Here is a 20,857-nt window from a genome sequence, read left to right as displayed (position 1 = left end):
CAAAACTTGGCGTGCGATCGGTTTGCAACGCCGGCTCTCCGCCCTATAACTGAATGTCAGGAACGAAACCGCCGCTCAGCGGTTTTGTCCGCGCAACCGAGGGTACGATCATGGAATGGAAGGGCCGCCGGCAGTCCAGCAATATCGAGGATCAGCGCGGTGCGGGCGGGCCGGGCGGCTTCGGCCGCGGCGGCGGCTTCCGCATTCCGATGGGCGGCGGGCCGCGCCGGGCCGGCGGCGGCCTGAGCCTCGGCACCATCATCTTCCTCGTCGTGATCTATTTCTTGCTGAAGATGATGGGCATCGACCTGCTGCAGGTGCTCGGCCAGGGCGGCGGCGGCCAGATGAACCTGCCGGGCTTCGAGCAGACCGAGAGCGCCACGCGCGCCAATTCGCCGGAGCAGGAGGAGACCAAGCAGTTCATGGCGACGGTGCTCGCCGAGACGGAGGACGTCTGGAACGGCATCTTCCAGGCGAACGGCGTGCAGTACGAGGAGCCGAAGCTGGTGCTCTTCTCCAATTCGATCCAGTCGGCCTGCGGCTTCGCGTCGGCCGCGTCCGGTCCATTCTATTGCCCGGGTGACCACAAGGTCTATCTCGACATGGGCTTCTTCGACGAACTGGCGCAGAAGTTCGATGCCGCCGGCGATTTCGCCCAGGCCTATGTCGTCGCCCACGAGGTCGGCCATCACGTCCAGAACCTCACCGGCGTGCTGCCGAAGTTCAACCAGGCACGCGAGCGGATGAGCGAGGCGGAGGCCAACCAGATGTCGATCCGCGTCGAGCTGCAGGCGGACTGCTACGCCGGCATCTGGGGCAAGTACACCGAGCAGAAGGGTCTGCTGGAGACCGGCGACCTCCAGGAGGCGCTGAACGCGGCGGTGCAGATCGGCGACGACACGATCCAGAAGCGGATGCAGGGCTATGTCGTGCCGGAGAGCTTCAACCACGGCACCTCCGAGCAGCGCATGCGCTGGTTCAAGCGCGGCTTCGACAGCGGCCGGGTGCAGGACTGCGACACGTTCTCGAACGACGTGTGAACGGGCGGCGTGCGCCCGTCAGCGCATGAGGAGGGCGGTGGCGTAGAGGCCGAGTGCGAAGGCGGTGTGGGCGAGCAGGCCGAGCAGGCGCACCTTGTTGGGGTTCGGCGTCTTCGATGCCGCCCAGCCGAGGCCCATGCCGGGCTGCATCAAAAACCAGCCGGCGGCGATGGTGAGGATGCTGAAGATCCAGGCGGGCAGGAAGCTCGGGGCTGAGAACCAGCCGATCCCGACGATCAGCGCGAAGACGATGCCATAGAGAATGCCGACGGCGTAGTGGCCGGCCCAGCCGAGCGCATTCTCGTGGGCATAGGGCTCCGCCGCTGCGATCGCTTCATGGAACACCTGGCCGTTGGCGAGGTGGCGGAACCAGCGCCCGGCAGGGGCCCAGTTCGGCTTCGCCTGCCCGAAGGCGAGGTGCAGCAGGATGGCCCAGAGGTCCATCGTGACGGTCGCGCCGATCCCGATCAGCGTGCCGCGCCAGAAAAGTTCGGTCATTGCCTGCGCCCCCTCGATCCCCGTAGCCGCATGTTCCGCGCGGAATTCGCCGAATCGTCCTCGGCGATGCTGCCGGAAGCGATACAGCATCCGGACGGGCCGGAGAAGGCGGGCGGCAGACTGCGCCGGAAACCGGCACGAAGCGCATTCGGCCCGGCCGCCCGGACCGCCGGGCTGGCCTGAGCTCTCCCCGCCGGGCGTCGGCGGAGAGACGGGGCGGGACGGGCGAGGGCGGACTATTTTTCGCTGTCCATATGGGCGAGCATCGCTTCGGCATAGCGGCCGCCGGCGGCGGCGTCCCTCGGCACGGCGGCCTCGATCGCGGCGAGGTCTTCGGCGGAGAGCGCGACATCGAGGGCGCCGAGCGCCTCGGTCAGCCGGTCGCGCCTGCGGGCGCCGACGAGGGGGAGGATGTCGGCGCCCTGCGCGGCCACCCAGGCGATCGCCACCTGAGCGACCGTCACGCCCTTCGCCTCCGACACGGCGCGCAGGGCCTCCACCAGTTCGAGATTGCGCTCGATATTGCCTTCCTGGAACCTGGGACTATAGGCGCGGAAGTCGCCTGTGCTCTTTCCCTGCCCCTTCTGCCAGTGGCCGCTGATCAGCCCGCGCGAGAGCACGCCATAGGCGGTGATGGCGATGCCGAATTCGCGGCAGGTAGGCAGGATCTTCTCCTCGATCCCGCGCGAGATCAGCGAATACTCGATCTGCAGGTCGCAGATCGGCGCGACCTTGGCGGCTCTTCGGATCGTCTCGGCGCCGACCTCGGAAAGGCCGATGTGGCGGATATAGCCTTCCTTGACGAGGTCGGCCATCGCGCCGATCGTCTCCTCGATCGGCACGTTCGGGTCGAGGCGGGCAGGGCGGTAGATGTCGATATAGTCGACGCCGAGGCGCGTCAGCGTGTAGGCGAGGAAGTTGCGGATGGCCGCGGGGCGGCTGTCGTAGCCGGCCCACGCGCCGTCGGGCCCGCGCAGGGCGCCGAACTTGACGCTGATGACGGCGTCCTCGCGCCGGCGACCGCGCAGCGCCTCGCCGATCAGCATCTCGTTGTGGCCCATGCCGTAGAAGTCGCCGGTGTCGAGGAGGTTGATGCCGGCGTCGAGGGCGGCGTGGATGGTGGCGATGCTCTCGACCCGGTCGGAGGGACCGTACATGCCGGACATGCCCATGCAGCCGAGCCCGATGGCGGAAACTTCGGGGCCAGTGTCGCCCAATCTGTGCATCTTCATCTTGCGTCTCCTTGAGGTGTGCCGCGAGGCGTTCGGGGGCTTTCTAATCCATCCCGCCTTGTGCGATAATCAGGCCGGTGACGAACGGCCTGTACGGAAAATTGCACAATGAAGAGGTTGCCGCATGGATGACCTGCCGCTTGGCGAACTGGATGCGTTCACCGCGGTGGCGCGGGCGCGCAGTTTTCGCGGGGCGGCCCGAAGGCGCGGCGTCTCGGCCTCGTCGCTGAGTGCGGCGCTGAGGCGGCTGGAGCAGCGGCTCGGGGTGCGGCTGCTCAACCGCACCACCCGCAGCGTGACGCCGACCGAGGCGGGCCTGCGTCTTCTCGACCGGCTCGCGCCGGCGCTCGGCGAGATCGCCGTGGCGCTGGACCAGGTCGAGAGCTCGCGCGCGAGCCCGGCGGGGACGCTGCGGCTGAACGTGCCGACCATCGCGGCCCGCCTGATGCTGCCCGACATCGCCGCCCGCTTCCTCGAAGCCCATCCGAAGATCACGCTGGAGATCGTCGCCGAGGACAGCTTCATCGACGTGCTCGCCGCCGGCTTCGATGCGGGCGTGCGTTATGGCGAGCGGCTGGAGCGCGACATGATCGCGATCCCGATCGGGCCGCGGCGCCAGCGCTACGTCGCGGCCGCCGCCCCCGCCTATCTGGCACGGCACGGCACCCCGGTGCGGCCGGAGGACCTGCTCGAACACCGCTGCATCCGCCACCGTTTCGCCAGCGGCCACGCGCTGCCATGGGAGTTCGAGCGCGACGGCAAGACGGTGATGCTGTCGCCGACCGGCCCGCTGGTGGCCAACTCGATCGAGGTGGAACTCGCAGCCGCGATTGCCGGCCTCGGCATCATCTGCTCCTTCGAGGAACTGTTGGCGCCGGCGATCGCGGCGCGCACGCTCCTGCCTGTCCTCGGCGACTGGGTGACGGAGTTCCCGGGGCCGTTCCTCTACTATGCCAGCCGCACCCACATGCCGGGTCCGCTGCGCGCCTTCGTGGACTTCATCAAGGACGAGCGGAAGAGCGCCGGCTGATGCCGCCCCGCCCCGGCGCCGGCCCCTTTGGACGGGGGCGCCTTTCGGCGCCTTCACCCTTGTCCTCGCGGTTGCCGGGGGATGTGCAGCGTCCTGCGGCGCCCGGCCGGAGATGTTCGCATTTTTCCCGATCTCGGTCGAAATTCGGGAGAATGCGCCCGTTTTTCCGTCCAATTGTCGATCGCAAACGCAGATTCCGGGCGATTTTCGCAGCCATCAGGCACTTTTGATGGATGGATCAATTCTATTGGATTGATCGCCGCGCGCCGATGTGTTCGGAAGCGGTCGAAAGGCGGAAGACATCATGGACATGATCGTGAAGCGGCAGGACAACAGCTGGGCGGCGCATTTCCGGGCGACGTTCACGCTCGGCATTCCGCTGATCGGGGCGCAGCTCGCCCAGCTCGGCATCCACACGACCGACGTCGTCATCCTCGGCCGGCTCGGGGCGGCGCATCTGGCGGCGATCGTGCTGGCGAGCCAGTTCTACTTCACCATCTTCATCTTCGGCTCCGGCTTTGCCACCGCCGTGATCCCGATGGTGGCGCAGGCCTATGGCCGGGGCGACGTCGTCTCGGTGCGCCGTTCCGTGCGCATGGGGATGTGGGTGGTGCTGCTCTATTCGCTGCTGACGGCGCCGATCTTCTCCTATGCCGAGCAGATCCTGCTCTTTGCCGGCCAGAAGCCCGAGGTGGCCGCGCTCGCCCGGGACTATCTGGCGATCGCCCATTGGGGCATGCCGCCGGCGCTGCTGTTCATGACGCTGCGCGGCCTTGCGAGTGCGGTCGGCAAGGCCGGCGTCATCCTCAGGATCACGATCACGATCCTCGTCCTCAACGCCATCTTCGCCTACGGGCTCGTGCTCGGCCATTTCGGCCTGCCTGCGCTCGGGATCCAGGGGGCGGCCTACGTCTCCTTCGGCGTCAACCTGCTGTCGTTCGTGCTGATGGTCGCCTATGTGCAGAGCCGCCCGGAGATGCACCGCTACGAGCTCTTCGTCCGCTTCTGGCGGCCCGACTGGCCGGCATTCCGGGAGGTGCTCCATCTCGGCCTGCCGATCAGCTTCACCATCATCGCCGAGGTCAGCCTGTTCACGGCCGCTTCGCTGCTGATGGGCTCGATCGGCACGATCGAGCTCGCCGCGCACGGGATTGCGCTGCAGTTCGCCTCGATCGCCTTCATGTTCCCCTACGGGCTGGCGCAGGCCGCCACCGTCCGGGTCGGCGTGGCCCATGGGCGCGGGGATCATCAGGGCGTGATCCGGGCGGCGATCGCCTGCATGATCGTGGCGACGGGCATCGCGATCGCGGGCACTACGCTGTTTGCGGCGATCCCGAGGCAGCTTGCCGGCATCTTCCTCGACCGCCAGTCCCCGGAGGCCGCGGCGGTGCTGGCCTATGCCGGGCCGCTGATCGTCATCGCCGGCATCTTCCAGCTCGTCGACGGCCTGCAGGCGATCGCCGCCGGTCTCTTGCGCGGCCTGAAGGACACGCGGGTGCCGATGCTGCTCGCCATCCTGTCCTATTGGCCGATCGGCTTCGGGTGCGCCTGGGCCTTCGCCTTCCCGCTCGGCCTGGGCGGCATCGGCGTCTGGCTCGGCTTCCTCTGCGGGCTGACGGCAGCGGCGGTCATGCTGTGCTGGCGGTTCTACCGGCTCGAGGCACGCAGCCGGCAACTGGACGCCGCCGCCGTCGGCGCGTTCTAGCGACCGCCGGCGCGGGTTTCCCACGCATCCCGGTCGAGCCGGAAGCACATCCATGCCACCGGCGTCCCCGAGAGGTCGAGCGTCGCATCATAGGCGTGAACCGCGCCGAGCTTTCCGGTGGCTTTCTGCGAGCGCAGATTGGTCGGATCGATGTGGAACCAGACCGTGTCGAAGCTCGAAAAAGCGTGGCCGAGCATCAGCCGCTTCAATTCGAAATTCGTCGCTCCGCCCCAGTAGGCGTTGTCGATGAAGGTGAAGCCGATGGCGATCTCGTCCGGCCGGTCGGGTGGCGCGTAGTAGCGCGAGCAGCCGATGATCCGGCCGCGGCTGCGGTCGATGATGGCGAGGGTGCCGCCGCTTGCAAGGAGGAAATCGAAATAGCCGCGGAAGACGTCCCGTTCATGCCGGTTCCTCGCGGGATGCCCGGCCCAGGTGGCCGGGTCGCTCGCGGCGGCATGCAGGGCCTCGAAATCGTCCTGCCGGAGCGGACGCAGATGCAGCGTCTCGCCGGTCAGTTCGGGCGCAAGGTCGAAGGCGGGACGCATGCCGGGCTCAGCGCTCGGCGAGCGCCTCTTCGCCCTTCTTCTGTCGCACCAGGTTGATGAAGCGACGGAAGAGGTAGTGGCTGTCCTGCGGGCCGGGCGAGGCTTCCGGGTGGTGCTGCACCGAGAAGACCGGCTTGCCGGTGAGGCGCAGGCCGCAGTTGGAGCCGTCGAACAGCGACACGTGGGTCTCCTCGACGCCTGCCGGCAGGCTTTCGGAGGAGACGGCGAAGCCGTGGTTCATCGACACGATCTCGACCTTGCCGGTGGTGTGGTCCTTGACCGGATGGTTGGCGCCGTGGTGGCCCTGGTGCATCTTCTCGGTCCTGGCGCCGACGGCGAGGCCCAGCATCTGGTGGCCGAGGCAGATGCCGAACATCGGGATGTCCGTCCGGATCAGGTCGCGGATCACCGGAACGGCATATTCGCCGGTCGCTGCCGGATCGCCCGGGCCGTTGGACAGGAAGATGCCATCCGGCTTCTGCGCCAGCACCTCTTCGGTGCTGGAGGTCGCGGGCATGACGGTGACCTTGCAGCCGAGACCGGCGAAGAGACGCAGGATGTTGCGCTTCACGCCGAAATCGAGGGCGACGATGTTGTACTTCGCATCCGCCTCGGAAAGATCCTCGAAGCCCTCGTTCCAGACCCAGGGCTCCTGGCTCCAGCGGGAGGACTGGCCGGAGGAGGCGACCTTGGCGAGGTCGAGGCCCTCCAGCCCGCTCCAGGCCTTTGCTTCCGCCTTGAGCGTCTCGAGGTCGAAGACGCCGGCCGGATCATGGGCGATCACCGCGTTCGGGGCGCCGTGCTCGCGGATCCAGGCGGTCAGCGCGCGCGTGTCGATGCCGCACAGGCCGATGATGCCGCGGGCCTTCAGCCACTGGTCGAGGTGCCTGGCGGCGCGGTAGTTCGACGGGTCGGTGATGTCGGCCTTGAAGATCACCCCGACGGCGCCGTGGCGGGCGGCCGGCGTCAGGTCCTCGATGTCCTCGTCGTTGGTGCCGACATTGCCGATGTGGGGGAAGGTGAAGGTGACGATCTGGCCGAGATAGGAGGGGTCGGTGAGGATTTCCTCGTAGCCGGTCAGCGCGGTGTTGAAGCAGACTTCGGCCTGGACCTTGCCGGTCGCGCCGATGCCCTTGCCCTCGATCACCGTTCCGTCGGCAAGAACGAGCAGCGCGGTCGGCTTTTCGGAGGTCCACGGGGCGGTCGAAGGGGCAGTCGAGGTCATGGTCATCCCTTTTCCGGCGCGCGGAGCGGCCCGCCTTGAAAGGCGGGGGTTCCGGCGCCATTTAATGTCGCAGACGTGGGCACGCGGAAAATCCGCGGCAAGGCCACCACATGCAAATTTCGTGCAGGTGCCGGAAAATAGACAAAGCACGCAGCCGGGTCAACCTGCCGGCTGTGGATTGCATCGAATTTTCGCTGTTCAAAATCAATGGCTTAAGCAATCAATTTGATTGCGACGGCCTTGCTGGTCTATGAGAGCGCACGAACAGACGGACAACAGTCGACAAAATGCGGACCCGCCGCGCCCGACAACGGCAGGCGGTCCAGCGGAGAAAAACAATGCGCGAGCAACTCGCAGAATGCCTCAAGGACGCTCTGAAGAGCAAGGATACGCGCCGGACCTCGACCGTACGGTTGATCCAGGCTGCGATCAAGGATCGGGACATCGCCAATCGCGGCGCGGGCAAGGATCCCGTCGATGACGACGGCATCCGCCAGATTCTGGCCAAGATGATCAAGCAGCGCGAGGAATCGGCCCGCATCTATGCGGAGAACGGCCGCCCCGAGCTCGCCCAGCACGAGCGCGAGGAGATCGCCGTCATCAACGGATTCCTGCCCGAGCAGCTGTCGGAGGACAAGGTGAAGGCCCTGTGTGCCGATGTGATCCGGGACACGGGCGCCCATGGCCTGCGCGACATGGGCAAGTGCATGAATGCCCTGAAGGAGCGCTATCCCGGGCAGATGGACTTCGCCAAGGCCTCGGGCGTGGTGAAGGACCTCCTGAAATAGGCTGACGGCGGGGTCTTCCCGGTCATCGGCAAGCGAGACGCCGCGGCAGGTCCGCGGCGTTCTGCCGTCTGCAGGGTGTGACAGGCCTCAGGCCGTGCGCGCGGACCCGCCGTTCACCACCGCCTCGAAGGCTTCGTCCACCAGCGCATGCTTGGCCGCCTGGTAGCGCCAGTACTGCTGCAGGAGCCTGCGGGAGATCCAGATGTCGCTCTCGCCGCGCCTGCCGCTCCAGCCGATGTCGCCGAGTTCCGCCGCCTTGCCGAACAAGCGGACGACATGGGTGCGCGAAATCGTGAAGCGACGGGCCGTCTCGGTCAGCGACAGCCTGCCGGCGGGCAGCCTATCGTTCGCAAACCCCGCGCCCTCGATGCCGGGGTTCACCTCGGCGATCAGCAGGTCGAGGATGAGCCCGCCGAAATTCGCCCAGGTGAAGAGGTCGAAGGCGGGGCCCTGGGTGCGGACCGATCGTTCGACCAGGATGCGCTCGGCGATCTTCGGCTGCAGGCGGTATTGCAGCCCGGGGTCGGAGCGGTAGGTCTCCACGCGCGTTCCCCCGTCGATCCCGTCGAGGCCGGCCAGGTGCAGTTCGAGCCATTGCGACATCGCCCGGTCTGGAAGTTCGGTCGCCTGCAGCGGCTTCCTGCGGCGGTCCTCGTGGCCGGCGACGACCCGCACGAAGCCGTTGGCCAGTATCTCCTGGATGAAATCGGCGGCGGTGTTCTTGCTCGCCACCTGCTTTTCGACGACCAGGCTGATGAAGCGCGCCGCATAGAGGCCGCTCGACGGGTCCTCGGGATCCCGCGAGCAGGCGAGCGCGAAGGCGGCATGGCTCATCAGCCAGCGCTGTTGCGACGAGAACAGGCCGGCCAGCAGCGGATCGGCGTCGTAGATTTCCAGGAGCAGCCGCGCACCCTGGCGGAAGGCGAAGAAGAAGCGGGGGTGTGTTTCCAGGGCCGCGGCGGCGATCGGCATGTCGTTCCTTCCGAAATTGGCATTGCCTTCCTCTTCGCCACCAAGCGGCGCAACTGTCAATTTCGACCTTTAGCTAATTTGTCCGCATATGCGCCCGGTTCCGATTGCCTGTTGAAAGCCCGACTCTTGTGGCGCGCGTCCGCGCCAATCATTATAAGGGCTGGGTCGCCCGGACGGCGGCGACGGAGACCACGTTCAAAGATGCGCTTTTCCCCTTCGTTTCTCGACGAGATTCGCGACCGCGTGCCGATTTCGGCCGTGGTCGGTCGCCGCGTGAGCTGGGACAAGAAGAAGACCAACGTCTCGCGCGGCGACTACTGGGCCTGCTGCCCCTTCCACGGCGAGAAGTCGCCGAGCTTCCACTGCGAGGATCGCAAGGGCCGCTACCATTGCTTCGGCTGCGGCGTGTCGGGCGACCATTTCCGCTTCCTCACCGAGCTCGACGGGCTGAATTTCCCCGAAGCGGTCCAGCAGATCGCCGACATGGCGGGCGTCCCGATGCCCCAGCCCGACGCGCAGGCCGAGCGGCGCGAGAAGGAACGGACCTCGCTGCTCGACGTCATGGAGATGGCGACCGCCTATTTCCAGGACCAGTTGCAGTCGGCAGCCGGTGCCAGGGCACGGGCCTACCTGCGCGACCGCGGCCTGACGGGACGGACGATCGAGACGTTCCGGCTGGGCTATGCCCCGGAGAGCCGCAACGGCCTGAAGGAGCACCTGGCGGCCAGGGGCGTGCTGAAGGAGCAGATCGAGGCCTGCGGGCTGGTCGTGCACGAGAACGTGCCGGTCTCCTATGACCGCTTCCGCGACCGCATCATGTTCCCGATCCTGTCCTCGCGCGAGAAGGTGATCGCCTTCGGCGGCCGCGCCATGTCGCCGGATGCGCCGGCGAAGTACCTGAACTCGAACGAGACCGAACTCTTCCACAAGGGCAGCGTGCTCTACAACTTCGCCCGCGCCCGCAAGGCGGCGCAGGGTGCCGGCCGCGGAGGCGCGTCCGACGAGAAGGGCGCGGGCGGGACGATCATCGCGGTCGAGGGCTACATGGACGTCATCGCCCTGCACCAGGCGGGCATCGAGAACGCCGTCGCCCCGCTCGGCACGGCGCTGACGGAGAACCAGCTGGACCTGCTCTGGAAGATGACGCCGCAGCCGATCCTCTGCTTCGACGGCGACGGCGCCGGCATCCGTGCCGCCCATCGCGCCGCCGAACTGGCGCTGCCGCACATCCGGCCGGGCCGCACCGTCCGCTTCGCGCTTCTGCCCGACGGCAAGGATCCGGACGACCTCGTCCGCCACGAGGGGCGCGCGCCGTTCGACAAGGTGCTGGCCGGCGCCCGGCCGCTCGCCGAGATGATCTGGACCCGGGAGGCCGGCGGCGGCAGCTACGAGACGCCGGAGAGCCGGGCGGAACTGGAGGCGCGGCTGCGCCAGCTCGTATCGGTCATCGCCGACGAGAACGTCCGCCGGCACTACCAGCAGGACATGCGCGACCGGCTGAACGCCTTCTTCCAGCCGGCGTCGCGCCAGGGCGGCGAACGGCGCGGCTTCGGCGGGCGGCAGGGACGCCAGGGCGGCGGGCGCGCGCCTGCCGGCGGGCCTTCGTCCACGCCGGCCACGATCTCCGACCGGCTCGCCCGCTCGACGCTGGTGCGCGGCGCCCAGGAACTTCCGGCCCTGCGCGAGAGCGTGCTGGCGCTGACGATCGTCAACCAGCCGCAGCTTCTGTTCGAGGAATATGACGAGGTCTCGGCGATCGAATTCGAAAATCGCGACCTGCAGCGCTTCTGGTCGGCCGTGCTCGGCATCGCCGCCGGCATGGGCGAACGGCTGACGCGCGAGCGGCTGGTGGAGGACCTGGAGGCATCCGGCTTCGAGCCGATGCTGAAGGCGCTCGACCAGCAGATCCGCAACTCGCGCCTGTGGACGGCGACGGAGGAGGCCGCGCCCAGCGACGCCCGCGAGGGCTACCTGCAGGCGATGGCGCTGCACAAGCGCACACGCGCGCTCCTCTGGCAGCGGCGCGAGCTCGAGCGCGAGCTGGCGGAGGCGACCGAGGAGGGCGACGGCGAGCGCGTTCCGCAGATCCTGCGGGCGCTGCAGGAAGTGCAGATGGAGACGAAGCGGATGGAAAACCAGGAAGCGATCATCGACGGCTTCGGCGTCATGTCCGGCCGGGTGAAGGGGCCGGCCAAGGGGTAGGGACGGTCGGCGGTCTCCGTTTTCTCGCTCGGGGGCAGGCCGGATCGGACGAGCCCCATGCGATCCGGTTTCGCATCCCGCCGCCCTTGCATCGACCGGCCGCCTGGTGATGATGCCCCGACGATTCCCGAAAGAGGCCCGATGCACCGTACCGACAGACAAGACCCGCCCTTTTCGACCGACCGGCTGTTCTCCGCCGGCGCGCGCCCGCTCGACGTGCTCAAGCGCGTCTACGGCTATGATGCCTTCCGCGGCAAGCAGCAGGCGGTGGTCGAGCATGTGACGGCGGGCGGCGATGCGGTGGTGCTGTTTCCGACCGGCGCCGGAAAATCGCTCTGCTTCCAGATCCCGGCGCTCTGCCGCGACGGCGTGGGCATCGTCGTCTCGCCGCTGATCGCCCTGATGCGCGACCAGGTGGAGGCGCTGAAGCAGCTCGGCGTGCGCGCGGCGGCCCTGAATTCGGCGCTGTCGCGCGAGGAGGCGGGCGCGGTCATGCGGGCGGTGCGGGCCGGCGAGCTCGACCTGCTCTACGTCACGCCCGAGCGGATCGTCACCGACGGCTTTGCGGAGCTGATCGGCAAGGCCCGCATCGCGCTGTTTGCGATCGACGAGGCGCATTGCGTCTCCCAGTGGGGCCACGACTTCCGCCCGGAGTACCGGGCGCTGGACCGGCTCGCCGAGCGCTATCCGGGCGTGCCGCGGATCGCGCTGACGGCGACCGCCGACCCGCATACCCGCGACGACATCATCGAGCGGCTGTCGCTCGGCGCGGCGAAGGTGTTCACCACCTCCTTCGACCGGCCGAACATCGCCTATGACATCGTCGAGCGCGACCAGCCGCGCCAGCAGCTCCTGCGTTTCCTGTCGCGCCACAAGGACGCGAGCGGCATCGTCTACTGCCTGTCGCGCGCCAAGGTGGAGGATACGGCCGCCTGGCTCGACGCCCAGGGGATCCGGGCGCTGCCCTACCATGCCGGACTGGACAGGGCGGTGCGCGACGCCAACCAGGATGCGTTCCTGAAGGAGGAGAACCTCTGCCTCGTCGCGACCGTCGCCTTCGGCATGGGCATCGACAAGCCGGACGTGCGCTACGTCGCCCATCTCGACCTGCCCGGTTCCGTCGAGGCCTACTACCAGGAGACGGGCCGGGCGGGGCGCGACGGGCTGCCTTCCGAGGTCTGGATGGCCTACGGCATGGCCGACGTGATGCAGCGGCGACGGATGATCGACGAAGGCGACGCGGGGGAAGACGTCAAGCGGGTGGAGCGCGCCAAGCTGAACGCGCTGCTCGCCATCTGCGAGACGGTCTCCTGCCGGAGGCAGGCGATCCTCGCCCATTTCGGCGAGGCCCATCCCGGCGGCTGCGGCAACTGCGACACCTGCCGCAACCCGGTCGAGACCTGGGACGGGACGGAGGCTGCGATCACGGCGCTCGCCGCCGTCTACCGCACCGGCGAACGCTTCGGCACCGGCCATGTCATCGACGTGCTGATGGGCGTCGTGAACGAGAAGACCGAGCGCTTCGGCCACACCGGCATGCCGGTGTTCGGGGCGGGCAAGGATATTCCGGGGCGCACCTGGCAGTCGGTGTTCCGCCAGCTTCTCGCCGCCGGGCTGATCCGCATCGACCACGCCGCCTTCGGGGCGATGAAGCTGGAGCCGGAGGCGCGGGCGGTGTTCCGCCGCGAGCGGGAGGTGCGCTTCCGCAAGGACCGGCCGGCGCCGGCGCGGGCGGGAAGGGGACAGAAGTCGGCATCGGGGCGCGAACGCGCCGAGCTGGCCGGCTCCGACCGCGAGCTGTTCGAAAGGCTGCGCGCCGAACGCCTGTCGATCGCCAAGGAGCTGGACGTGCCGCCCTATGTGGTCTTTCCCGACGCCACGCTGATCGCGCTCGCCAAGGAGCGGCCGGGCGACTGGGACGAACTGCTCGACATTCCCGGCATCGGCCAGAGCAAGCGCGAGCGGTTCGGCAAGCAGTTCCTGGCGGTGATCGAGGATTACGTCGAGGGTGCATGAGGACCGGGGACGAACCGGGAAAGGGGCGACAGCGGTCGCCAGGAAAGGGAGAAGAGCGATGAGCGAATGGAAACTGCCCTGGCATGGGGCCTGCCGCTGCGGACGCGTCAAGCTGAAGATCAGCGCGCCGCCGCTCCTGACGATGGCATGCCACTGCACCGGCTGCCAGCGCATGTCGGGAAGCGCCTATTCGCTCAGCGCCGCCATTCCGACGGAAGGGTTTGCCGTGGTCGAGGGCGAGCCGGTCGTCGCCGGCGCGAATGCCGAGGCCGGGCACCATTTCTGCCCGCACTGCATGACCTGGATGTTCACCCGGCCGAAGGGGATCGATTTCTTCGTCAATGTCCGGCCGACGATGCTGGAGGATACGAGCTGGTTCGTTCCCTTCATCGAAACCTATACGAGCGAGAAGCTGTCCTGGGCGGCAACGCCGGCGGTCCACAGCTTCGAGAGGTTTCCGCCGTTCGAGGCCTATGAGGGCTTGGTCGGCGAATTCGCCGCGCGCTGAGCGCGCGCCATTCGCCGGAGCCGGCCGCGCCTGGAGATCGTCGCTGCAAGCGGGCGGCGATCGCGCCGGCGGCCTGCGACTCCGGCTGAATTCCCTGAGGCGCAACCGTCCGTTAACGATCGTTGGATGTGCCGGACACTGATGCGAGCGGCTGTGATATCGAGCGGCCCTCAAATCAGTTTCTTTTCCAATGACCATTAACATATTCAAAAATATCCGAAATCGCCTTTCGACCGATCCGGCCGCGCGTCATTCGCAGCATCTCCTGCTCGTGTGCCAGGCGGCACTGCCGGTCGGCATCGTCTTCACCGCCCTGTGGCTTCCGATCTTCGCCATCGTCGGCAACTGGCACCTCGTTCTTCTCGACGGCTTCCTGATGCTGGTGATCACCGCCTGCTGGGAGGCGGCAAGCCGTGGGAACTTCTCGACCGGCTATCTCGCCGCCCAGTTCGTCTGCGCTCTGTTCGTCGTGCTGTTCTCGCTGCTCTTCGACGTGCCGAGCGATGCGGTGCCGCGCGTGTGCCACTTCTATTTCCTCGTCATCGCCCTTGCCGGCTATGCCAATTACGGGCGGGACCGCGGCAGGCTGCAGCTCGCAATGATCGTGCTCTGCGTCGCCGGATTCGTCGTGTTTTCCAGTTCGCCCATGACCTTTGCCTTCGCGACGCCCTTGCCGGACACGGTCCGCGGCGTCACCGCCTGGATCAACGTCGTCTCCGTCGTCGTCCTGCTCGGCGGCGGCATCGTGCTGCTTCAGCGCGAGTTCACGCTGGACGGCAACATGGTGCGGGAGCTGCGCGCGGCATTGGACGACGAGCAGTTCGAGCTCTTCTATCAGCCGCAGGTGGACCAGGCGGGCGCGGTCGTCGGTGCGGAAGCGCTCCTGCGCTGGAAGCATCCGAAGCGGGGCTATGTCTCGCCCGACGAGTTCGTGCCGGCGGCGGAGCGGGCCGGCCTGATGCCGCGGCTCGGGAGCTGGGTGCTGAAGGAGGCGGCGCAGACGCTCTCGGGCTGGAGGGCCAACGCCGCGACCAGCACGCTCGTCCTGTCGATCAATGTCAGCGCCGACCAGTTCAGGATGGCGGATTTCGTGGCGCTGGTGACGGGGACGCTGGAGGCCTACGGCATCGAGCCGGCCATGCTGAAGCTGGAACTCACCGAAAGCATCTTCGTCGCCGACATCGAGGATCTGGTGAAGACGATGAAGGCGCTGGAGCGCGCCGGCATCGCCATCGCGCTCGACGATTTCGGCACCGGCTATTCCTCGCTCAGCCACCTCCGCCAGCTTCCGCTGCAGCAGCTCAAGATCGACCGCAGCTTCGTCCGTGCGGTCACCGAGAGCGGCCGCGGCGCCTCGCTGGCTCGCAACATCGCCAAGATGGGCCACGACCTGAGCCTGGAGATACTGGCCGAGGGCATCGAGACCGAGGAGCAGTTCCAGTTCATGCTGTCCTGCGGCTGCCGGAAATTCCAGGGCTACTATTTCGGGCGGCCGGTGCCGCTGGCGGCGCTGGAGGAGCGCATTGCCACGCCGACGCAGGCGCTTGTGGGGTAAGGGGGCGATCGCCATGATGGTGGCTGCATGGCGGAAGCGGACGTGCTAGAACCCCGCCATCCCGATGACCGGAGCACCCCAATGAGCACCGAATTCCTTTCCCATCTGCGCAACGAACTGGAGGCTTTGAAGACCGCCGGCCTCTACAAGGCCGAGCGCGTGATCACCTCCAAGCAGGCGGGCACGATCGAGGTCGCCTCGGGTTCGCGCGTGCTGAACTTCTGCGCCAACAACTATCTGGGGCTCGCCGACAGCGAGGAACTGGCGGCGGCGGCGAAGGCCGCGCTCGACCGCTACGGCTACGGCATGGCCTCGGTGCGCTTCATCTGCGGCACGCAAGAAGAGCACAAGCAACTGGAGGCGCGGATCTCGTCCTTCCTCGGCATGGAGGACACGATCCTCTATTCCTCCTGCTTCGATGCCAATGGCGGCCTGTTCGAGACGCTGCTTTCCGAAGACGACGCCATTATCTCGGACGCACTCAACCATGCCTCGATCATCGACGGCGTGCGGCTCTCCAAGGCCAAGCGTTTCCGCTACGCCAACAACGACATGGCGGCACTGGAGGAGGAGCTGAAGAAGGCCGAGGGCAGCCGCTTCAAGCTGATCGCCACCGATGGCGTCTTTTCGATGGACGGCATCATCGCCAATCTCGGCGGTGTGTGCGACCTCGCCGAGAAGTACGGCGCGATGGTCATGGTCGACGACAGCCATGCGGTCGGCTTCGTCGGCCGGCACGGCCGCGGCTCGGCCGAGCATTGTGGCGTCGAGGGGCGGGTGGACATCATCACCGGCACGCTCGGCAAGGCGCTCGGCGGCGCATCGGGCGGCTATACGTCGGCGAAGGCCGAGGTGGTCGACTGGCTGCGCCAGCGCTCGCGCCCCTATCTCTTCTCCAACACGCTCGCCCCGGTCATCGCCGCCGCCTCGCTCAAGGTGTTCGACCTGATCGAGAACGGCGATGCACTCCGCAAGCGCCTTTCCGACAACGCCGATCTGTTCCGGACCGAAATGACGAAGCTCGGCTTCACGCTCGCGGGCGAGGGGCATCCGATCATCCCGGTCATGCTCGGCGACGCGGCGCTGGCGCAGGCGATGGCGGCGAAAATGCTGGAGAAGGGCGTCTACGTGATCGGCTTCTCCTTCCCCGTCGTGCCGAGGGGGCAGGCCCGCATCCGCACGCAGATGTCGGCGGCGCATTCGCGGGCGGACGTCGAAAAGACGATCGCCGTGTTTGCGGACGTCGGGCGGGAACTGGGTGTGATCTGAAAGGGGCTAGCCTTGCCGCTTTGCCCCTCACCCTCACCCTCTCCCCGCAGGCGGGGAGAGGGGACGTGCCTCGAAAGGCCGTCGGTGTGGAAGAAGAGGCTGCAGCTTGGTCCCTTTTCCGCGCCCGCGGGGAGAAGGTGCCGGCAGGCGGATGAGGGGCCCCTTTGAAGGAAGAATGAGGAACAAGCCATGTCGAACATGATGCGCGCGCTGGTCAAATCGAAGCCCGAGGTCGGTCTGTGGATGGAAAACGTCCCGGTCCCCGAGGTCGGGCCGAACGACGTGCTGATCCGGGTGAAGAAGTCGGCGATCTGCGGCACCGACGTGCACATCTGGAACTGGGACCACTGGGCGCAGAAGACCATTCCGGTGCCGATGGTGGTCGGCCATGAGTTCGTCGGCGAGATCGCCGAGATCGGATCGGCCGTCACCAAGTACAAGGTCGGCGAACGGGTGTCCGGCGAGGGGCACATCGTTTGCGGCAAGTGCCGCAACTGCCGGGCCGGGCGCGGCCATCTCTGTCACTACACGCAAGGCGTCGGCGTCAACCGGCCGGGCTCGTTCGGCGAGTTCGTCTGCATTCCCGAGCACAACGTCGTGCCGATCCCCGACGACGTGCCGGACGAGGTCGCGGCGATCTTCGATCCATTCGGCAATGCGGTGCACACCGCGCTGTCCTTCGACCTCGTGGGCGAGGACGTGCTCGTCACCGGTGCCGGCCCGATCGGCATCATGGGGGCGATGGTGGCCAAGCGCTCCGGCGCCCGCAAGGTGGTGATCACCGACATCAATCCGGTGCGGCTCGAGCTTGCCCGCAAGGTCGGCATCGACCACGTGGTGGATGCCTCGAGCGAAGACCTGAACGCGGTGATGGCCAAGATCGGCATGACCGAGGGCTTCGACGTGGGGCTCGAGATGTCCGGTGCGCCGCCCGCCTTCCGCTCGATGATCGACGCGATGAACAATGGCGGCAAGATCGCGATCCTCGGGATTGCGCCCGACGGCTTCGGCATCGACTGGAACAAGGTCATCTTCAAGATGCTGACCCTGAAGGGCATCTACGGCCGCGAGATGTTCGAGACCTGGTACAAGATGATCGCCTTCGTGCAGGGCGGGCTCGACCTTTCGCCGATCATCACCCACCGCATCGGCATCGACCAGTTCCGGGACGGTTTCGAGGCGATGCGGTCCGGCAATTCCGGCAAGGTCGTGATGGACTGGTGAGCAAGGAAGGTCCGCGGTCCCGGCCCGTGTGCATTCATCCTTACTGATGCGGTCCGAAGGGCGTCAGAAGGCTCGCGAGTGCGCCCAGAGCGGTGGAACCTATTGCGACCAGAATGTCAGGGAACGTTAAGCTGGCAAGTACAGGCTTGTCGTACAACATGGAAGAGACGAACACCATCGATACGCATCCGACCACCACGAGCACTACGATTGCAAGCGCGCTGACAGCGAGTCTGTAGGTGAATTTGTCATGGCTCGCGGGAAGGGGCGGGTTCGCTTGTTTGATTTCTCGCGCAAGCTTTTCCAATGTGGGAATGGGATCCTCCTTGAGTTGCTCGGTGTACTCTGGATTTGACCGCAGCCTAGAGATGAGGAAATCCACTGATCGCTGCCCCATTCCGGTTCTCCTTCAACCGCCGCCTTCGACTATCGCATCTTGACGGTTGTTCGAAAACCGACCGTGTGCAATTTTAAGTAGGTGCCGCGAATCGATTGTCTCCCCAAGACACGCCCCCCTTGTCTTTTCCGCGACTGCTCCTACATCTTGGCCAACACCCGCAACCGGCGCCCCAGGCCTTGAAGACCCGAATCAAAGGGTTTTCCGGGTTTTTTGGCGGAAAAGCTTGACGGAGCCGAAAAATCTGGGAATCACCATTTCTGGCAAAAGGCGAGATGGGTACGGCGGACCGGGAAGTCATGTCAATCATGTTGCCGCGGCAGCATGTCCACGGCCTCCGGAGGCGAGGCGTGGTTAATCAGGATTTAAGTTTCATTCCGTTAGGTCAGTGAAACGGGTTGGCACGGCGCCGGGGCGTGAAGCGGGCGCTCGCATGGATCCCGGCGGCACTGAAACTGGATACCCCAGGAAAGCGAAGACTAAATGGCAACAAAGGTCAAAGAGAACGAAGAAGCCGAAACCGAACGCGAAGGTGCACCGGACGGCCCGCTTCTGGATCTTTCCGACGACGCCGTCAAGAAGATGATCAAGGCCGCCAAGAAGCGCGGCTATGTCACGATGGACGAGCTGAATTCGGTGCTGCCCTCGGAGGAAGTGACCTCCGAGCAGATCGAGGACACCATGTCCATGCTCTCCGACATGGGCATCAACGTCATCGAGGACGAGGAAGCCGAGGAAGCCCAGAGCGACGACGACGGCGACGACGACAGCGAGAGCGAGGGCGGCGAGCTGACCTCTTCCGGTGGCACCGCGCTTGCGACCGCCAAGAAGAAGGAGCCGACCGATCGCACCGACGATCCGGTCCGCATGTACCTGCGCGAGATGGGCTCGGTGGAGCTTCTGTCGCGCGAGGGCGAAATCGCGATCGCCAAGCGCATCGAGGCCGGCCGCGAGACGATGATCGCGGGCCTCTGTGAGAGCCCGCTGACGTTCCAGGCGATCATCATCTGGCGCGACGAGTTGAACGAAGGCCAGACGCTGCTGCGCGAGATCATCGACCTCGAGACGACCTATTCGGGTCCCGAGGCGAAGGCGGCCCCGCAGTTCCAGAGCCCGGAAAAGATCGAGGCCGACCGCAAGGCGGCCGAGGAGAAGGAAAAGGCGAAGAAGGCGCGTACGCCCGCCAACGACGACGACATCACCAATGTCGGCGGCGACATGCCTCCGCCCGAGGAAGAGGAAGAGGACGACGACGAGTCCAACCTCTCGCTCGCCGCCATGGAGGCGGAGCTGCGTCCGCAGGTCATGGAGACGCTCGACACGATCGCCGAGACCTACAAGAAGCTGCGCAAGCTGCAGGACCAGCAGGTGGAAGCCCGCCTGCAGGCGACCGGCACGCTGTCGCCCGCCCAGGAGCGCCGCTACAAGGAGCTGAAGGACGAGCTGATCACCGCGGTGAAGTCGCTGTCGCTCAACCAGAACCGCGTCGACAGCCTGGTGGAGCAGCTCTACGACATCTCCAAGCGGCTGATGCAGAACGAGGGGCGGCTGCTGCGGCTCGCCGAGAGCTACGGCGTCAAGCGCGATTCGTTCCTGGAGCAGTATTCCGGGGCCGAGCTCGACCCGAACTGGATGAAGTCGATCGGCAACCTTGCCGCCAAAGGCTGGAAGGAATTCGCCAAGGCCGAGAACGCGACGATCCGCGACATCCGCCAGGAGATCCAGAACCTCGCCACGGAGACCGGCATCTCGATCGCCGAGTTCCGGCGGATCGTCTCGATGGTGCAGAAGGGCGAGCGCGAGGCGCGCATCGCCAAGAAGGAGATGGTGGAAGCGAACCTTCGCCTCGTCATCTCGATCGCCAAGAAGTACACCAACCGCGGCCTGCAGTTCCTCGACCTGATCCAGGAAGGCAACATCGGCCTGATGAAGGCGGTCGACAAGTTCGAGTATCGCCGCGGCTACAAGTTCTCGACCTATGCGACCTGGTGGATCCGGCAGGCGATCACCCGCTCGATCGCCGACCAGGCCCGCACGATCCGCATCCCGGTGCACATGATCGAGACGATCAACAAGATCGTCCGCACCTCGCGCCAGATGCTGCACGAGATCGGCCGCGAGCCGACGCCGGAAGAACTGGCCGAAAAGCTCGCCATGCCGCTCGAAAAGGTGCGCAAGGTCCTGAAGATCGCCAAGGAGCCGATCTCGCTCGAAACCCCGGTGGGTGACGAGGAGGATTCGCATCTCGGTGATTTCATCGAGGACAAGAATGCGCTTCTGCCGATCGACGCCGCCATCCAGGCGAACCTGCGCGAGACGACGACCCGGGTGCTCGCCTCGCTGACGCCGCGCGAGGAACGCGTCCTGCGCATGCGCTTCGGCATCGGCATGAACACGGACCATACGCTGGAAGAAGTCGGCCAGCAGTTCTCGGTCACCCGCGAACGTATCCGCCAGATCGAGGCGAAGGCGCTCAGGAAGCTGAAGCATCCGAGCCGGTCGCGGAAGCTCAGGAGCTTCCTGGACAGCTGACCGGGCAGGTGCCCGAAAACATGAGAGAAGGCCGGACCAGGTGTCCGGCCTTTCTTTTTGGGTTCCCACCCCGCACCTCTGCAACCGAACGCCACCGCCTACACCAGAGGATGTAGACC

17 protein-coding genes are annotated in these 20,857 nt (G+C 66.5%); 11 read left to right on the top strand and 6 right to left on the bottom strand.

What is annotated here, in order from left to right:
• The first annotated feature begins 110 nt into the window (after positions 1-110).
• Complete coding sequence (locus P0086_RS18990; protein WP_112616793.1) at positions 111-1,040, top strand: neutral zinc metallopeptidase; 930 nt, start codon at positions 111-113, stop codon at positions 1,038-1,040.
• Positions 1,041-1,058: 18 nt separating this feature from the next.
• On the opposite strand, the gene P0086_RS18985 is transcribed toward P0086_RS18990, so the two are convergent.
• On the bottom strand, positions 1,059-1,538 hold the full coding sequence (locus tag P0086_RS18985) for a DUF2938 domain-containing protein (RefSeq protein ID WP_148189367.1): 480 nt from the start codon (positions 1,536-1,538) through the stop codon (positions 1,059-1,061).
• Between the two features lie 236 nt (positions 1,539-1,774).
• Positions 1,775-2,770, bottom strand: coding sequence for an aldo/keto reductase (locus P0086_RS18980; RefSeq protein WP_275788379.1), 996 nt, complete (start codon positions 2,768-2,770; stop codon positions 1,775-1,777).
• 124 nt (positions 2,771-2,894) lie between these two features.
• On the opposite strand from P0086_RS18980, the gene P0086_RS18975 reads away from it, so the two are divergent.
• Positions 2,895-3,800 carry a LysR family transcriptional regulator gene (locus tag P0086_RS18975; protein ID WP_275788377.1) on the top strand — a complete coding sequence of 302 codons (906 nt, stop codon included), beginning with the start codon at positions 2,895-2,897 and terminating at the stop codon, positions 3,798-3,800.
• A gap of 304 nt (positions 3,801-4,104) precedes the next feature.
• Positions 4,105-5,505: an MATE family efflux transporter gene (locus P0086_RS18970; protein ID WP_275788374.1), complete on the top strand. Its 1,401-nt coding sequence runs from the start codon at positions 4,105-4,107 to the stop codon at positions 5,503-5,505.
• On the opposite strand, the gene P0086_RS18965 is transcribed toward P0086_RS18970, so the two are convergent.
• Both P0086_RS18965 and carA read right to left on the bottom strand, forming a co-directional pair.
• Positions 5,502-6,050, bottom strand: a complete 549-nt coding sequence (locus P0086_RS18965; RefSeq protein WP_148652630.1) for a GNAT family N-acetyltransferase — start codon at positions 6,048-6,050, stop codon at positions 5,502-5,504. The genes P0086_RS18970 and P0086_RS18965 overlap by 4 nt on opposite strands.
• Before the next feature lie 7 nt (positions 6,051-6,057).
• Positions 6,058-7,275 carry a glutamine-hydrolyzing carbamoyl-phosphate synthase small subunit gene (gene carA, locus P0086_RS18960; RefSeq protein WP_345799318.1) on the bottom strand — a complete coding sequence of 406 codons (1,218 nt, stop codon included), beginning with the start codon at positions 7,273-7,275 and terminating at the stop codon, positions 6,058-6,060.
• A gap of 338 nt (positions 7,276-7,613) precedes the next feature.
• Here carA and P0086_RS18955 point away from each other — a divergent pair, with 338 nt between their 5' ends.
• Complete coding sequence (locus P0086_RS18955; protein WP_112594328.1) at positions 7,614-8,063, top strand: GatB/YqeY domain-containing protein; 450 nt, start codon at positions 7,614-7,616, stop codon at positions 8,061-8,063.
• An 87-nt stretch (positions 8,064-8,150) separates the two neighbouring features.
• Here the strand turns inward: P0086_RS18955 and P0086_RS18950 are convergent, their stop codons facing one another.
• A complete protein-coding gene (locus P0086_RS18950; protein WP_275788369.1) occupies positions 8,151-9,035 on the bottom strand; it encodes a hypothetical protein in 885 nt (294 codons plus the stop codon).
• Positions 9,036-9,236: 201 nt separating this feature from the next.
• Between P0086_RS18950 and dnaG the strand changes: the two genes are divergently transcribed.
• The 6 genes from dnaG (at position 9,237) to tdh (ending at position 17,809) form a co-directional block, all read left to right on the top strand.
• Positions 9,237-11,237, top strand: coding sequence for a DNA primase (gene dnaG / locus P0086_RS18945; RefSeq protein ID WP_275788366.1), 2,001 nt, complete (start codon positions 9,237-9,239; stop codon positions 11,235-11,237).
• 141 nt (positions 11,238-11,378) lie between these two features.
• Positions 11,379-13,253, top strand: coding sequence for a DNA helicase RecQ (gene recQ / locus P0086_RS18940; RefSeq protein ID WP_275788363.1), 1,875 nt, complete (start codon positions 11,379-11,381; stop codon positions 13,251-13,253).
• Positions 13,254-13,311: 58 nt separating this feature from the next.
• The gene (locus P0086_RS18935) at positions 13,312-13,761 is read left to right on the top strand and encodes a GFA family protein (RefSeq protein WP_112611111.1); all 450 of its coding nucleotides are present in this window, start codon (positions 13,312-13,314) and stop codon (positions 13,759-13,761) included.
• 271 nt (positions 13,762-14,032) lie between these two features.
• Positions 14,033-15,316, top strand: coding sequence for an EAL domain-containing protein (locus tag P0086_RS18930; protein WP_275788360.1), 1,284 nt, complete (start codon positions 14,033-14,035; stop codon positions 15,314-15,316).
• 81 nt (positions 15,317-15,397) lie between these two features.
• Positions 15,398-16,585, top strand: a complete 1,188-nt coding sequence (locus P0086_RS18925) for a glycine C-acetyltransferase (protein WP_275788357.1) — start codon at positions 15,398-15,400, stop codon at positions 16,583-16,585.
• 189 nt (positions 16,586-16,774) lie between these two features.
• Positions 16,775-17,809 carry an L-threonine 3-dehydrogenase gene (tdh, locus tag P0086_RS18920; RefSeq protein ID WP_148152003.1) on the top strand — a complete coding sequence of 345 codons (1,035 nt, stop codon included), beginning with the start codon at positions 16,775-16,777 and terminating at the stop codon, positions 17,807-17,809.
• Positions 17,810-17,849: 40 nt separating this feature from the next.
• Here tdh and P0086_RS18915 read toward each other — a convergent pair whose 3' ends face one another.
• Positions 17,850-18,206, bottom strand: a complete 357-nt coding sequence (locus P0086_RS18915; protein WP_275788354.1) for a hypothetical protein — start codon at positions 18,204-18,206, stop codon at positions 17,850-17,852.
• A 483-nt stretch (positions 18,207-18,689) separates the two neighbouring features.
• Here P0086_RS18915 and rpoD point away from each other — a divergent pair, with 483 nt between their 5' ends.
• A complete protein-coding gene (rpoD, locus tag P0086_RS18910; RefSeq protein WP_112594312.1) occupies positions 18,690-20,738 on the top strand; it encodes an RNA polymerase sigma factor RpoD in 2,049 nt (682 codons plus the stop codon).
• The last annotated feature ends 119 nt before the right edge of the window (positions 20,739-20,857 follow it).

This window comes from Mycoplana sp. MJR14, assembly GCF_029210525.1.
Lineage (GTDB): Bacteria > Pseudomonadota > Alphaproteobacteria > Rhizobiales > Rhizobiaceae > Mycoplana.
This window is presented reverse-complemented; position numbering and strand designations above follow the sequence as displayed.